The following is a 14,466-nucleotide window of genomic DNA, read 5'->3' on the forward strand; positions in this document are numbered from 1 at the left end:
CCGCCGATGCCCGCCGCCGGCCGTCGATATTCGACGGCACCTCGTCGACGTACGCGGAAGGGCCCCTTGTCGGCAAGGAGCCCTTCCACGTACCTCAGTCGAGCAACTCGGTCACGGTGCCGGCGGCGACCGTACGGCCGCCCTCCCGGACGGCGAAGCCGAGCCCGACATCCATCGCGACCGGCTTGCCCAGCTCCACCGACAGGTCAACGGTGTCGCCCGGCAGGACCATCGTCACGTCGCCGAGGTCCACCGACCCGACCACGTCGGTCGTGCGGAAGTAGAACTGCGGCCGGTAGTTGGCGAGGAACGGCGTGTGGCGCCCGCCCTCGGCCGTGGTCAGCGCATAGAGCCTGGCCCGGAACCGCTGGTGCGGCGTGACACTGCCCGGCAGCGCCACCACCTGACCCCGCTGCACCTGGTCGCGCTTGACCCCGCGCAGCAGTACGGCGGCGTTGTCCCCGGCCTCGGCGGTCGCCAACGACTTGCCGAAGGTCTCCAGCCCCGTCGCCACGGTCGACAGCGTCGGGCCGAGCCCGACCACCTCCACCGCGTCGCCGACCCGCAGGACGCCCCGCTCGACCGCGCCGGTCACCACCGTCCCCCGACCGGAGATCGTCATGACGTTCTCGATCGGCATCAGGAACGGCTCGCCGAGCTCGCGGGGCGGCACCGGGACGTACCGGTCGACAGCGTCGAGCAGCTCCACGACGGACGACACCCAGCGCGGGTCGCCCTCGAGAGCCCGCAGCGCCGAGACCCGCACGACGGGCACCTCGTCGCCGGGGAACCCGTACTCGAACACCAGCTCCCGGACCTCGAGCTCGACCAGGTCGAGCAGTTCCGGGTCCTCGACCGCGTCGGCCTTGTTCATCGCCACCACCAGGTAGGGCACACCGACCCGCCGAGCGAGCAGCACGTGCTCGCGGGTCTGCGGCATCGCCCCGTCGAGCGCGGACACGACCAGGATCGCGCCGTCGACCTGCGCCGCCCCCGTGATCATGTTCTTCACGAAGTCGGCATGGCCGGGCATGTCCACGTGGGCGTAGTGCCGGGTCGCGGTCTCGTACTCGACGTGCGCGATGTTGATGGTGATGCCGCGCGCCACCTCCTCCGGCGCCCGGTCGATGCCGTCGAAGGACACGAACCGGTTGACGGCGGGGTCGCGGTCGGCGAGGACCTTGGTGATGGCGGCCGTCAGGGTCGTCTTGCCGTGGTCGACGTGACCCATCGTGCCGATGTTGAGGTGCGGCTTCGCGCGCACGAACTGGCTCTTGGCCATGATGAACTCCACACTGGAGACGAACTGGCGGGAAACGAACGCGGGCGGGTGCCACTCCGCGGAACCGCGCCAGAACCGCATGCCACGGCGCGCCTCGAAGGGCAGCGCCGGAGCACCGGGCCACCCTCCTCCGTGGTTCTGCCGCAGCGGGAGGAGGGTCAGCCTCGGGTATCAGCCAGCCATGCGCACACGCCAGCGGCGCCCGGCAGGTGGAAACCTGCGGGCCGCACAGAGCCGACGGTGCCGAACATGGCGATCACGCTAGCCTCGAACGTCCGGTGGAGCGACCGATATTCCCTGCCGGTCTGGCTGTACGCCGCGACCCGCCTGGCAGAGCGGCCGACGGAGTCTTTCGGACTCAGCGGCTCACCGCGGTCTTCCGCTCGACACGGGACAGCTTCTCGGGATTGCGCACGGCGTAGAGCCCGGTGATGAGGCCGTCGTCGATGCGCGCCGCGATGACCGTGTCGATCTCGCCGTTGAGCCGGAGGATCAGCGCCGGGTAGCCATTGACCTGTGCCGGCTGCAGCGACACCGCGGCGGTGATCCGGCCCCGCCCGGCGTTCAGCACGCGGGCCACCCGGTCGGCCCCCACAACGGGCTTCAGCACGGCCTGCACGAGTCCGCCACCGTCACCCAGGAGGACTACGTCGATATGACAAGGAGGAACCAGTGAGTGACTTTCAGATCATCGCGGATCGCGTCGAGATCGAGGCGCTGCGCGGGGAGTTCACCGCGACACCGCGTCCGGCCGCGCGTACAGGTCGGAGCTCGGGCGTACCCGCGACGGTCGCCAGGGGCTGAACTACGCCATCTACCACGACCGCTACCGGCGCACCGGCGACGGCTGGAGGTTCACCGAGCGCGTCTACGAGGTCCGATACGAGGACAGCACGCCGCTGGCGGGCTCGCCGCCCCGCCGGGCCGCCCGCTGACCCGGCGTGACGAGTCGACACCGCGTCGACGGCCTCAGCAACGCGTCAAAGCCGGTACCCGTCCGGTCGGGCATCGATGCGACGACGCGCGCAAGATCCCGTTCGGCCAGAAGTTCCGACTTGTTCGGGCCGGGCTTACCGGGCAGGCGCCTGGTGGCCGATGTTCCGCTGCCGTTGGTCCGCTGCTTCCCTGGCATCCCACACAGACGTCACCAAGATCCACGAGCGTCTGCGGCTGCGTACACCTGGGCATTCCTGATGCCCCCTCTGTCAAGGATGCTCACCTTGTCCCACCACGAAGACGGCCGTTCCGCCATTTCCGGGCCGAGCCGGCGTCAGTTCCTGATCCTGTCGGGAGCGGTCGCCGCAGCGACCTCGATCGGCACTGCCATCCCCACCGCCGCCACCGCCGCCCTCGGCGGCGGCATCGGCAACCTGCCCGGCTACCCCTTTACCCTCGGCGTGGCCTCCGGTGATCCATTGGCCGACTCAGTCATCCTGTGGACCCGTCTCGCCCCGGAGCCGCTGGCCGTCGGGTCCGGCATGCCGCCGAAGAAGGTCCCGGTCCATTGGCAGGTCGCCCACGACGAGGCGTTCACCCAGATCGTCCGGGAGGGCGAGGTGTTCGCTCTGCCGGAGTACAACCACAGCGTCCGCGTCGACGTTCAGGGACTCGCGCCCGACCGCTGGTACTTCTATCGATTCCGGTGCGGGCCAGAGTTGAGCCCGGTCGGCCGTACGCGGACCCTGCCAGCCGCCGGTGCGCAGGTCAACTCTTTCACCATCAGTCACGCGTCCTGTCAGACCTGGCAGACCGGCTACTTCACGGCGTACCGGTACCTGGCACAGGACGACATCGACCTCGTCGTGCACCTCGGCGACTACATCTACGAGGGCGCGATCACCGCGGCCGCGCCCCGCGGCGGAACCTTCGTGCCCGATGAGGTGCGCGCCGCCACGAACACGGTCGACCAGTACCGGCTGCGCTACTCCCTGTATAAGTTGGACCCTGACCTGCAGGCGGCGCACGCCGCGTTCCCGTGGGCGATCACCCGGGACGACCACGAGGTCACCAACGACTACGCCGGCGGCATCGACCGCGGGCAGAAGCAGCTCGCCCGACGCGCCGCCGGCTACCAGGCGTGGTGGGAGAACACCCCCACGCGTTGCGCTCCGCCCGTCGGCCCCGACCAGCGGATCTTCCGCCGGTTCACCATCGGTAGCCTCGCGCAGCTGGACCTCCTGGACAGCCGTCAGCACCGCATCGGCGACAACGACCCGCTGGTCTCCAAGCTCGGCAACGAGCAGGAGGCGTGGCTGATCGACGGCATCAACTCGACCGGCGCCACGTGGCACGTGTTCGCGCAGGGCCAGCAGCTCGGCGGCGTCAACCAGAACAGCCCAACCCGGAACCGGATCTACCGCGCGTACCACGACCGCCAGGTGTACCCGGTCATCTTGTCCGGGGACCTGCACTGGACGCTCGTCCAGGATTCGCTGCTCGCGGTTCCGGATCCCACCAGCGCGATCGTGGGCACAGAGTTCATCGTCACGTCGATCACCTCGACCGGCGACGGCCCCGGCGACCAGGCCACGAAGGACAACTGGCTCAAGCGTCCGTGGATCCGGTACGTCGACGGTTACCGTGGCTTCATCCGCACCACGTTCACCCCGACCGGCGCGACGGCGACCCTGCGGAACGTCAAGTTCGTCACCCGGCCCGACGCCCCGACCTGGGACGCGCAGCGGTTCTACATCGAGGCCGGACGCCCCGGCGTGACCCTGGTCTAGGCCCCGCCCACGCCCGAGGTCGGCGCACCCCTCGGCACCGATGCCCGTCCGCGACGCGCGGCGGGACCGCGCCGGACGACACAAGATCGACCCCCCACCCTGGTTCAGCAGGGGTGGGGGCCGACTTCGTGAGCTCGCCGGTGGTGCCCCGCGGTCCCGTGCGACATGGGCCCACGACCAGCAGCAACACGGCGCGGCCGCGGCTTCCGTGCGGCTCGACGGCCCGGCCGGATACGGTGGCAGGCGTGACCGAGGCGGTGCGGGTGTCGGTGTGGTGCAGCTGACCTGGTGCGGGCACAGCACCGTATGGATCGAGGACTCGGGAACCCGGCTGCTGACCGACCCGCTGCTGCGTGACCGGCTCGCCCATCTGCGCCGTCGACGCGGGCCCACCCCGCGACTACCGTCCGCCCCGGACGCCGTACTCGTGTCGCACCTGCACGCCGACCACCTGGACTTCGCGTCGCTGCGCCGGCTGCCCGAGCACACCGCGCTGGTGGTGCCGGCGGGCGCCGCACGGCTGGTCCGGCGGGCGCTCGGCGCGGCGGCCGCCGGGCGCTGCACGGAACTCGCGGTCGGTGACCGGCTCACGATCGGCGGCGTCGGCGTCGCCGCCGTCCCCGCCGCCCACCACGCCGGCCGGGGTCCGTGGTCCCGGCACCGGGCAGCCGCCGTCGGTTACCTGATCGAAGGCCGCGCGCGAACCTGGTTCGCCGGGGACACCGGTCTCTTCGACGAGATGGCCGACCTCGGGCCCCTCGATCTCGCGCTGATTCCGGTCGGTGGTTGGGGACCGACGCTCGGCCCCGGCCACCTCGATCCGACGGGGGCCGCCGAAGCGGTACGGCGCGCGGCGCCGGCGTGGGCCGTACCCATCCACTTCGGCACCTTCTGGCCGGTTGGTTGCGACCGGATCCGGCCGGACCGGTTCGCTCGGCCGGGCGACGACTTCGCTCGCCAGGTGGAGATGGTCTCGCCCGCCACCCAGGTGCGCGTGCTGCGGCCGGGCGAGTCGTTCTGTGCGGACCCACCGTGACGGCCACGCTCGGCGCGCTGGGCTCGCTGATCCTGGTGGTGCTGTTCGGCTCCGTGGTCCCGGTGGTGCCGACCGGCGCGGCGGTCAGCGGCGCCGCGGCACTCGCCGCCCACCAGCATCCGGTGACCGTGGTCCTGGTCGTGATCGCCGGCGCCGTCGGCGCGTACGTCGGCGACCTCGCGACGTACGGCATGCTCGGCTGGGGCGGCGAGCGGGTCGCCCGGTGGCTACCCGGCCTGCGCGGACGGCAGCGGGTCGGCCAGGTCTCGGCCCGCGTGCGCGAGGGCCACATCTCGACGCTGCTGGTGTCCCGGCTCATCCCCGGTGGCCGGATCCCGGTGCTGCTGGCCGCAGCCGTGGCAGGGCTGGCCTGGCGGCGTTTCGCCGTCGCCAACGCGCCGGCCAGCCTGCTGTGGGCGGTGCTCTACGCCTCGATCGGGGTCCTCGGCCGGGCGGTCTTCCCGCAGCCGTGGCAGAGCGTCGTCGCCGCGGTCCTGCTCGTCGTGCTGGTCACCCAGGCACTGGGTTGGCTCAGCCGGCGCCGGCGACTGCCGGACGATCCGTTGACCCCGTAGGCCGCGTCGCCCGCGCTACGCGGCCGGCTCGTGGCGTCGGTCGTGGTCCCGGTCGAAGTCCGGCTCGTTGCCCGCCCCGTCCGGCGTGCCGACGTCGTCGGCCCGCCGCAGGCCGAGCCGCCGCAGCCAGCCGAGCAACTGACGATGTACTTCGTCCGGGCCGACCAGCTCGCCCTCCTGCGGCCAGCCGGCCGGATGGATGAGCAGGGCCTCGGTCTGCCAGCCACCGAGCCCGCCGTGGCACCCCACCAACTCCTCGAAGGCCGCGACCTCCTCCAGGCCCGGCTCCACGGCGCTGATCACCACGAGGTCGCCGACGTGGTCCATCGCCTGATGGCGTAGCAGGTCGTGGCGTGCCCGGGGGCCGTACGGGGCAAGTGGATCGTCGCCGTCGATCTGCCCGTCCCGCAGCCGGTGGCAGCCCCGGCTCCCGATCGCCAGCGGTCCGGCGGCGGAGTCGACCACGACCAGCCCGATGCCGGGGTGCGCGGCCAGGCCGTCGATCAGCCCCGGGACGGCGGCTTCGATCCGCTCGCGGGACAGCCGTCCCGGATGACGGGGCAGGTAGATCATCGCCAGGTTGCCCGATGCCACCACCACGGCCTCCGGATCGGCAGCGGTGGCCGCCTCCTCCCGGTCGGCCGGCCCCAGGCTGACCTCGCCCCCATCCCTCCTGGACCGCAGGGCCAGCCGAGCCGCCGTGCCGGTCGCCCCGCCCCGGCCGCCGACCTCGGTGAGCAGCGTGTTCACCCGGCCCCACGACTCGACGGGATCGGCGGCCTCGGCGGTCGTCGCGGGTTGGGCCGGGACGGTGGGCGCCAGCCGGCCGCCGGGCGCGACCTCCCGCACCGGGTGTGCGGCAAGGCGGGCGACCAGCTCCGTCAACGACTCGCCGTATCGTTGGCGGAACGTGGCGCCCTGACTCTGCCCGTGGTCGCTCAACACCACGATGTGGTAGTCCCGCGTCGCCTCAGCCGCCAGACGCTGCAGGATGCCGAGCGTCTGATCGAGCGCCTCGAGGACCGCCATCGCCTGCGGGCGCGCCGGCCCGGCGTGGTGGGCCACCTCGTCGTAGTCCAGGAAGTCGCAGAAGATGACCGGTGTCCCGCCGGCCATCTGCTCGGCGATGAGCGACACGTTCAGGTCGCTGAGCAGGCTCGCCATCGGGCGCAGCGCCAGGTACGAACCTCGGCGCCGTCCCCGGGGCTGGATGTCGCGCAGCCGCTGCCGCCGCGCCTCGTACAGCTCGCGAAGCACCTGCCCGGCCCCGCGCACCACGGCTCGCGCGAAACCGTACGGGCTGGCCATGAACACCGCGTATCCCCGGGTGGATCGTCCGGGCAGTCCCGCGCGGCTCACCGTGAGCAGGCTGGTCGGGGCGTCGCCGGAGAAGGCGGTGCTGATGCTGACCCCGCCGTCCCGCAGCAGACCCTGTCCGGCGGACAGGCGCTGCTCGATCTCGGCGGCGTCGCGCGGTCGGCTGGTCACCACCATGCGACCCGCGGAGCGTGCCCCGCTGTCGCTCACTGTCGCCTTCTCATACCAGCGATAGGCCGGCACCCGCCGAGTGTCGCCGTACAACAGGCCCGCCTGGGCTGCCGGCGTCGTGGCCGGAAGCCCGGTGTGCCAGCGGGTCATCCGGTGGCTGCCCGAGCGTAGCCACCGGCCGACCGTGGGCAGGTTGCCGGCGCGGATGGCCCACCACACCAGCGGCGCGGCCACCCCGTCGAGTTGGATGATGAGCAGGCCGTCGGCTGCCTGCTGGGCGGGCGCCTCCGCCGGGGCGTCACCTCGCCGCCGTCGTTGCCGCCGGGCGGGGCGCCGCTCCCGCCTGCGCCGCACCCGGGCCATCACCCACAGCATCTCGCTGACGAACGCGTCGTCCGTTCCGGCGTCAGCGAGCCAGTTCACCACCGCCGCGAGCGCCACGGCGAGCCAGGCGGCGGCGAAGGCATCGGCGAACCCCGCCACGTCTGCCTTCGGATCCAGCCGCAGCGCGACATACATGACGACGGCCTGTACGGACACGCCGATTGCCAGAGCGCCGAGCCCGCCGAGCGCGGTGGCCAGGGCGAACAGCAGCGGCCGTAGCACCGCGCCGATCGCGGCGATCAGCCCGACCAGCCACAGGGTCGCGACCAAGCCGCTCGCCGTCACGCCCGGCAGCAGCCACAGCGTCGTGCTGAGCACCACGAAAGAGGTGACCATGTTGCGTAGCAGCGCACGCAACCGAGCGACCGTCGGCCGGTAGTCGCGCAGCACCCCCAGCCCGACGCGCACAGGCTGGGGCGTCAGCGTCCGGTGCTCCCCGGTGGCTGGGTCCGGCTCCATTCGACTCACAATGCCACACCCCGACGGGCCAAGATCGGTCTGCCGAAGGGCCGGAGTGTCCGCAGGTTGGAGCGGACGGGCTCGACATCAATCTTGGGCCAGCGTCGCCGGCGTGGTCCGGGGGCGGCTCTGGTGCATGAGGGCGGCAACGAGCAGGGCGATGCCCGCCATCAGGACGATGTCGCCGACGCTGATCACCACGTTCAGCCACGGCACGGGCAGGGTGTCGCCGAGTGCGGCGAGCCGGGTCGCCGTGGTGCCGACCGTGTGGTGGGGATCCAGGGTGGTGTCGGTCGGGGCGGCGCCGAGGTGGTGCAGTGCGGCTGGTGCGACCGGCATGTGGCCGTTCGGCAGGATCGTGGCCGCGTTCAACGCCGCGCCGGCGAGGGCGACGGCGATGCCGGCGCGGGCTGGGCGGGACAGGCGGGGGAGGTTGATCAGTAACGCGATGCCGACGGTGGTGAACACCAGGGCGGTCAGCCACCGTTGGGCGGCGGCGGAGAGGAGTCGGGAGCCCGGCGGTACGTGGGTGAGCAGTTGTCCGAGCGCGGCGGCGTACAGCAGCCAGATGCCCCGCAGTGGCTGGTCGGCGAGGCGGCGCAGCCGGCCGCCGGTGAGGTATCCGGCGGCCAGGCCGACGAGGACGGGGCCGACAAGAAGTACGGACATCGGCCTATCCGGCCTCGTCGAGGGGAGTGCCGATGGTCGAGTGCAGCGTGGTGGAAGCGACGAGCAGCAGGTCGATGGAGGGCCTCATCTCGAGCCGGGTCAGCCGCCGTGCTGATGTGGTGCGCCGACGGTGTAGAGCAGGGTGGCGAGTGCGGCCAACGCGAGGACGATCCGAAGCTTCATGGCACTCGATGCTATTGATCGGTGAACATCAACTGATTCGGTATTGTCGGCAGTGATCTGGACCTGTCCGTGCAGATGAATCTCAGGCAATCAGGTAAAGCCGCAGCGTGGTTTACACCCGTGGGTGCCTCCGATGCGTCGCCCGATCCAGCCGGCGTGAGTCTGGAGGGCCGGATGCAACGGGCTTGCCTGTCCGGTTCGGAGGGTGGGCCGAGTCCGTTCGAAAGCCTGGGGCGGTGCTTCGGCCCGACCCAACCGGGGACGGCTGATTCGGCGTGATGTCTGGCCGTCGAGCGTTGCGCTGCTGTCCGCCTTCATTCGTCGTCAGGATGTCGTCATGCGGGCCCGGTCAAAAGCTTTAAAGTGAGACGACGGCTCAACCGCTTCGGCCGGCGAATAGTCCTCACGGAAAGGATGAGTGGTCATGGACTCAGATTCAGACGAAGTAGAACTCAGCCCCGAGGAGCAGAAAGCGCAGTACAGGCTGCTGCAAGCCCTTGAGAGGGCGAGAACGATCTCGATGGCGCTCGACCGTGTCGAGCATCTCCTGGATCCCAATAAACCGTTCACTCCAGCCATGAACACGCCTTCGGTGAGGGCGTTGTTGGAAGAGGTGAATCCTGGCAATACGACCGAGACGCGCCGCGAAGCCGTACGCAAACTCAAGGAGAAGCTGAATATTGCCAACAAGGAGTACGACGAGGCAATGAAAGAGGCGGACAGGTTTTCGTGAGATTGGTGCCGTCGCCGTCCCGCCTGTCTCAGGGGAAGCGTGCGTCCTGCCGGGGCACGCGGGTCAGGTGGCGGCGCAGCACGATGCGGGCGAGGCGCTCGAGCAGCCACGGGCCCGGGTTTCGTGGCGTTCATAGCCGAGCAGGCGCCCCCATCGCCCGGCGGTGACGACGAGAGCGGTCACCCGTTCGCGGCCGTCGCTGACACGGGTGGTTTCAATGTCGGCGACCCGTCCGATGATCCGACCTGCCAGGTCGCGAACGGGCTGTCGCAGGAGAGCACCGGCTCGCAGTGGGACGTTGGGCTGGTCAGCTGGCATCGTCTGCTCCCGGGATGCGGTTGTGGCGCGAGTCGGCGGGCGGTGCCGGCCATCCAGCGGCCGAGGACACCGCCGATACGGTCGCCGAGAGCTTGCTGGCCGATGCGCATAGCCGGCCGCGTCCGGTGGCTGCGACACCTCATACGCGAGGCCGGCCCAGAGCCCGAGCAGCGCCGTGGCCGCGATGATCAACCGATGGACCAGTTTCACCCGGAGCTTCCTACCCACCCGGGTACGGCCGCCAATTCTGCGCTGGCATGCCTGCCTGATGCCAGCAGGACAAGCGAGGGAACCCCCAGATAACCCTTTTTGCCATATTGGGGATCAAGTGCCGCAGCCCCGGCCATAGGCTGCAATTCCAGGGTGTGGGAGGGAGGAAGAGGTGCGGCCTGAGGATCTCAGCGGGGCGGGCCCGCGCGGGCACTGCGGCGGGCTGTTCCGATGACGTGGACAGGACCGTCCAGACGCACCACGGTAGTCCTCGCCCTGGTGGTAGCGGCCCTGCTCGTCTCGTCGTACGCGATGGGGCGGGCCTTGGGGCTGGACCAGCTAGGGCACAACCCCACCCGGGCTGCCGGTGACCCGGGCGGCGCGCAGCACGCCGACCAGCCCGAGGCCGGATCGGCTGGCCCGGCGACGCGCGACCACAGCGCGAGCCCACTCGATGCCGGGCAGGACGGCGCGACGCGGAACGCCGCCGGTGCCGGTCTCTTCGGTGCCCACGCCACCACCGGCACCCGCCGGATCGCGCTCACCTTCGACGACGGGCCCGACCCTCAATTCACCCCGCAGGTCCTTGCCGTGCTGCGGCGGTTCGAGGTCCGAGCAACCTTCTGCCTGGTGGGGGAGAACGCGCAGAAGCACCCCGATCTGGTTCGGGCGATCGTGGCCGACGGGCACACCCTGTGCAACCACTCCTGGAATCACAACATCTCCCTTGGCAACCGATCGCCCAAGGACATCCGGGCCGACCTGCTGCGGACCAATGCGGCGATCCGGGCGGCGGTTCCCGACGCGCCGATCGTGTGGTTCCGCCAGCCGGGCGGCGTATGGACCTACCCGCTGGTGTCGGTGGCGCACGAGTTGGGCATGACGTCGCTGCACTGGAGCGTGGACCCCTCGGACTGGCAGGCACCCGGGGCTGACCGCATCGCCTCGATGGTGATGAGCAGGACCGGACCGGGCGCGGTGGTGCTGCTGCACGACGGCGGCGGGAACCGGCAGGGCACGGTGAACGCCCTGGATCGCATCCTGCCGGACCTGGCCGCCCGGTTCGAGCTGACGGCGCTGCCCACCGAGGCCAAGTGATCGGACGAGAGCCGGAAAAGCCTGCCTGAACTTGAGCCGGCGCGATACGTGGACGGTTAGCTGGCTGACCTGCCAAGGCGGCCTCGGTAAATCAACCCGGAGAGGACGACGGTCATCGCCGGTATCAGGGCGGCCAAGTTGTGCCAGGCGGTGTAGGCGGCGGCAGTGGCGAACGCGGCGGCGGGATACCAGGTGACGACGAGGCTCCGCGCTATCTGCCGGTCAAGGGACCGGCTGCGGTCGCGGCGTAGCAGCTCGCCGATGCCCATACTGAGCCCGGTCCAGGTGCCCGTTATGTAGGTGGTGGTGACACCGGGTAAGCGGAGCCGGGCGGCGATGGCGCTCTGCATCCCCATGGCGGTGCCGGCAAGGGCGATGAGCCCGTATCGCGGCGCACCGGTTGGGCGGCCGGTCAGCAGGTTCCACCACACCGCCGTGGCCACCAGCAGGCACACCTCGATGAGAAACGCCGTACGGATGTGGTGCGGACCGGGCCTGTCGGGCACGGCGGCGCCGAGGGCCACTGCGGCCAGCACGTACGCACACAGCGCGGTCGCGGATCGACTGACGGCGGGCCAGTCACCGGTGGCCGCGCCGAGGCCGAGCAGGACGGTGTTGCCGGTCATGTTGGCGGGGAAGACGTGGCCGAGACCGAGGTAGCTGAGTGCGTCGGTGCCGGCCGCGGTGACGGTGAGCGCGCTGATGAGCAGTCTCTGCCGGCCCCGGCCTTCGCTCATGCCTGGTCTTGGTCGTCGGCGCGGTCGCGCAGCCGGCGCGCGGCACCGGACAGAGCCTGACCGAGCCGGTCGGGCACGATGCGGCCCGGGCTGGCCTCGAAGCTGGATTCGTCGAGGATGTCCTTGACCATCTGCAGGGCGATGCGGTTGCGGTTGGGTGTACCGGCGCGAAGTGCTGCCGCCAGCTTCTTGACCTGGTCCTTCTTGATCCGCGCCGGCATCGGGGGTTCGTGCGGGTCCACCACGCACTCGACGATGACCGGGCCGCTGGCAGCCAGCGCCCGCTTCATCTGATCGGGACAGCGGGCCGGGTCCGCAATGCGGACGCCCGTGGCACCGCAGGCTTCGGCGAACTTGACGAAGTCCATCGGGGCGAAGTTCACGCCATATTCGGGGCTGCCGAGAAAGACCATCTGCTCCCACTTGATCAGGCCGAGGCAGGTGGGCGCGCGGGTCCGCGACGTGTCAGGTGGCTGTCCCGTGACCCACGCCGGGGGTACCAGCACCGTGCTCGACCCCCTTCCGGGCAGGCAGCGACCGCTCCGGCGAGCGGTCACCCCGGTGTATCCCGTCCCGCCGGGCGGCCGTAAGTGCGCGCCGACGGTAGGTGACGGCAGCACTCACCGGTCCAGGCGAGGCGTCGGCCGATGCCTGGCGCCGGATGGGCGGGGACGCCCGTCTCGGAAGTTCAGCCGTGGCAGCGCGGTATCTCGTATCCGGCCGGTCCGGGCGGGATGAGCGAAAGTCGGAGCGGCGGCGCCTGCCAGGCGACCGCCGCGCCCCGCAGGATCCGGTACAGCTCCGCGCCCGTCGTCCGCGGTGTCTCACCATGGAGAAACGCGACGAGTCCCTGCTGCACCCGGCTGCGGTCGAACGCGTCCCCGTGCAAGGCGACCACCAGGACGAACGGCACGCCCAACGGGTTGCCCGGCCGATCGGCGAGGGCATCGCTGAGCGTCACGAATGCCACCGTGCGTACCCCCGGGACCGGACAGAACATCTGATCGCGGTAGCGCTGTGGGTTACCCAGGAGCGAGTGGATGAGCGGTTCGTCGGTGCTGATCGGCAGGCCGCTGGACCACCTGGCGACCGTCAGGATCGCCCGCAGCTGCGCGCCTGCGGCCAGTCCCCAACCGCGTCCGTCGCCGGACGGTGGGAAGGCGGCTGCGGATGGGTTGGGCACGGGGCTGAGCAGGATGACCGCGACCACGGCCGGGTGCGGGCGCGTTGCCAGGTAGGTGCGGACGACGAGGGCTCCCTCACTCTCCGCGAGCAGGGCCACCGGCTGACCGGTGCGGTTGTGCACCTCGGCGACCTGTGCGTCGAGCAGTTTCGCGCTGCTCTCCAGCGACTGCTGGGTTTGCTGCGCCCGATACGGCAGCGGCCGCCCGCCGGAGTCGAGGCCGGCGTAGGAGAATACTTCGAACGGGATGCTGTCGGCGATCTGCTGGCCGCCGCCGACTGGCGCGCCGTCGCCGACGGAGTCGTAGCCACCCACGAAGATGAGTGCCTGAGGCGGCCTGCCGCCGGGGCCGATAGCCAGTGGGGGCGGCGGTTGCCCGGCGACCTGGGCAGCGGTTCTGGCCAGGAACCCGGCCGGGGCGATGCCGAGCAGCAGCCCGACGGCGACCAACGGGGCGACCGGGACCCGGACCAGCACGACGCGTGCCGTCAGCACCGCCGCGAGCAGGCGCCGCCAGAGCCAGCCGTTCACGACGCCGGCGAGGGCGGCCAGCACGATGGGCAACGGGCCCGGCGCGGCGGACATGAGCACGGAGGCAATGGTCAGGATCAGGAACGACACCACGGCCCAGAGCACGGCGGCCGGCGGCGGTAGCCCCCGCCACCAGTCGGGCACCAGGCCGGCCCGCTGTCCGACGAGGACGAGCACGAAAACCACACCCACATCGGCAATGAAGAGCCAGGACAGCGAGGTCGCGGCGAGTGCCACCGAGAGCGCGGCCCAGGGCAGCATGACAACGGCCAGGACGGCGATGCCCGCGATGCCGGTGAGCAATGCCCTGCCCACCGCCGGGCGCCGTCCCGCTTGCGGCGGCCAGGCGACCAGCACGATGGCTGCGGTCCACACACCGCGTCCGACCACCGTGGCGATCAGTTCGCCCGTGAACTGCGGCCACGAGTCGTGATAGACGGAGATCCAGCGCAGGTCGTGAAAGGTCGCGAAGGGCACTGGCGCGCTCGCCTGCGGAGCCAGCCCCACCGCGGACCGGAGGCCGAAGCGGCTCGACAGCACCGCCTCCAGGATCGGCGGAAGCGTGGTCAGGGTAAGGAGCGCCAGGAGGCGTACGGACGCCGATCGCAGCACGACCACCGCGCCGACCTCCTGCTCGCCAGGCGTGCCGCCGCCCAGAACCGGGCTGCTCAGGTGAGGATGGACAGCATATTATCGGCTTTCTCCCTCCTATCTCCGGCATTTGGGGTGTGCCGAACACTAGGGCTCAGCAAGTGGCGGGGCGGGGGAGGGGGTCGGGGCGTTCATGCTGCCGTCGTCAACCCGGCTGAACCGCCGTGCGTACCCCCGTGCCGGCCAGCACAAAAGATCTTGAG

13 protein-coding genes and 1 pseudogene are annotated in these 14,466 nt (G+C 71.0%); 7 read left to right on the plus strand and 7 right to left on the minus strand.

The window, feature by feature from the left end; translation table 11 throughout:
- Positions 1 to 94 precede the first annotated feature (94 nt).
- A complete protein-coding gene (gene tuf / locus ABZ783_RS27890) occupies positions 95 to 1,282 on the minus strand; it encodes an elongation factor Tu (RefSeq protein WP_357443324.1) in 1,188 nt (395 codons plus the stop codon).
- 358 nt (positions 1,283 to 1,640) lie between these two features.
- Positions 1,641 to 1,901 carry a hypothetical protein gene (locus tag ABZ783_RS27895; RefSeq protein WP_357443169.1) on the minus strand — a complete coding sequence of 87 codons (261 nt, stop codon included), beginning with the start codon at positions 1,899 to 1,901 and terminating at the stop codon, positions 1,641 to 1,643.
- A 53-nt stretch (positions 1,902 to 1,954) separates the two neighbouring features.
- Between ABZ783_RS27895 and ABZ783_RS27900 the strand changes: the two genes are divergently transcribed.
- The 5 genes and pseudogenes from ABZ783_RS27900 to ABZ783_RS27920 all read left to right on the plus strand — a co-directional run bounded on the left by ABZ783_RS27900 (position 1,955) and on the right by ABZ783_RS27920 (position 5,619).
- Positions 1,955 to 2,086 carry a hypothetical protein gene (locus ABZ783_RS27900; RefSeq protein ID WP_357443172.1) on the plus strand — a complete coding sequence of 44 codons (132 nt, stop codon included), beginning with the start codon at positions 1,955 to 1,957 and terminating at the stop codon, positions 2,084 to 2,086.
- Positions 2,077 to 2,217 (plus strand): annotated as a pseudogene (locus ABZ783_RS27905) (hypothetical protein); the annotation flags it as partial. The gene ABZ783_RS27900 and the pseudogene ABZ783_RS27905, both read left to right, overlap by 10 nt.
- 285 nt (positions 2,218 to 2,502) lie before the next feature.
- Positions 2,503 to 4,008 (plus strand): alkaline phosphatase D family protein, encoded by a 1,506-nt coding sequence (locus tag ABZ783_RS27910; protein WP_357443174.1) that lies wholly within the window; start codon positions 2,503 to 2,505, stop codon positions 4,006 to 4,008.
- 271 nt (positions 4,009 to 4,279) lie between these two features.
- A complete protein-coding gene (locus ABZ783_RS27915) occupies positions 4,280 to 5,044 on the plus strand; it encodes an MBL fold metallo-hydrolase (protein WP_357443177.1) in 765 nt (254 codons plus the stop codon).
- Entirely contained in the window at positions 5,041 to 5,619 is a 579-nt protein-coding gene (locus ABZ783_RS27920; RefSeq protein ID WP_357443178.1) for a VTT domain-containing protein, read from the plus strand. The genes ABZ783_RS27915 and ABZ783_RS27920 overlap by 4 nt, the downstream gene beginning before the upstream one ends.
- Before the next feature lie 15 nt (positions 5,620 to 5,634).
- Here the strand turns inward: ABZ783_RS27920 and ABZ783_RS27925 are convergent, their stop codons facing one another.
- Together ABZ783_RS27925 and ABZ783_RS27930 are read right to left on the minus strand one after the other, a co-directional pair.
- Positions 5,635 to 7,950, minus strand: coding sequence for an alkaline phosphatase family protein (locus ABZ783_RS27925; protein ID WP_357443181.1), 2,316 nt, complete (start codon positions 7,948 to 7,950; stop codon positions 5,635 to 5,637).
- Positions 7,951 to 8,037: 87 nt separating this feature from the next.
- On the minus strand, positions 8,038 to 8,619 hold the full coding sequence (locus ABZ783_RS27930; protein ID WP_357443184.1) for a DUF5317 family protein: 582 nt from the start codon (positions 8,617 to 8,619) through the stop codon (positions 8,038 to 8,040).
- A 607-nt stretch (positions 8,620 to 9,226) separates the two neighbouring features.
- Here ABZ783_RS27930 and ABZ783_RS27935 point away from each other — a divergent pair.
- Both ABZ783_RS27935 and ABZ783_RS27940 read left to right on the plus strand, forming a co-directional pair.
- Positions 9,227 to 9,535, plus strand: a complete 309-nt coding sequence (locus tag ABZ783_RS27935) for a hypothetical protein (RefSeq protein ID WP_357443186.1) — start codon at positions 9,227 to 9,229, stop codon at positions 9,533 to 9,535.
- Between the two features lie 759 nt (positions 9,536 to 10,294).
- Positions 10,295 to 11,161, plus strand: a complete 867-nt coding sequence (locus tag ABZ783_RS27940; RefSeq protein ID WP_357443189.1) for a polysaccharide deacetylase family protein — start codon at positions 10,295 to 10,297, stop codon at positions 11,159 to 11,161.
- 56 nt (positions 11,162 to 11,217) lie between these two features.
- Here ABZ783_RS27940 and ABZ783_RS27945 read toward each other — a convergent pair whose 3' ends face one another.
- From ABZ783_RS27945 to ABZ783_RS27955, 3 genes are all read right to left on the minus strand, one after another.
- Entirely contained in the window at positions 11,218 to 11,898 is a 681-nt protein-coding gene (locus ABZ783_RS27945) for a YoaK family protein (protein ID WP_357443192.1), read from the minus strand.
- Positions 11,895 to 12,518: a thiamine pyrophosphate-dependent enzyme gene (locus ABZ783_RS27950; protein WP_357443195.1), complete on the minus strand. Its 624-nt coding sequence runs from the start codon at positions 12,516 to 12,518 to the stop codon at positions 11,895 to 11,897. The genes ABZ783_RS27945 and ABZ783_RS27950 overlap by 4 nt, the downstream gene beginning before the upstream one ends.
- A 68-nt stretch (positions 12,519 to 12,586) precedes the next feature.
- Positions 12,587 to 14,230: a hypothetical protein gene (locus ABZ783_RS27955; protein WP_357443198.1), complete on the minus strand. Its 1,644-nt coding sequence runs from the start codon at positions 14,228 to 14,230 to the stop codon at positions 12,587 to 12,589.
- Between the last annotated feature and the right edge of the window lie 236 nt (positions 14,231 to 14,466).

This window comes from Micromonospora sp. NPDC047738 (genome assembly GCF_040642675.1).
Classification (GTDB): domain Bacteria; phylum Actinomycetota; class Actinomycetes; order Mycobacteriales; family Micromonosporaceae; genus Micromonospora.

Excerpts from the sequence above, each read along its gene's own strand:
- tuf (WP_357443324.1), bottom strand. The coding sequence starts at position 1,282 with ATGGCCAAGAGCCAGTTCGTGCGCGCGAAGCCGCACCTCAACATCGGC.
- ABZ783_RS27925 (WP_357443181.1), bottom strand. The coding sequence starts at position 7,950 with ATGGAGCCGGACCCAGCCACCGGGGAGCACCGGACGCTGACGCCCCAG.
- ABZ783_RS27930 (WP_357443184.1), bottom strand. The coding sequence starts at position 8,619 with ATGTCCGTACTTCTTGTCGGCCCCGTCCTCGTCGGCCTGGCCGCCGGA.
- ABZ783_RS27935 (WP_357443186.1), top strand. The coding sequence starts at position 9,227 with ATGGACTCAGATTCAGACGAAGTAGAACTCAGCCCCGAGGAGCAGAAA.
- ABZ783_RS27940 (WP_357443189.1), top strand. The coding sequence starts at position 10,295 with ATGACGTGGACAGGACCGTCCAGACGCACCACGGTAGTCCTCGCCCTG.
- ABZ783_RS27945 (WP_357443192.1), bottom strand. The coding sequence starts at position 11,898 with ATGAGCGAAGGCCGGGGCCGGCAGAGACTGCTCATCAGCGCGCTCACC.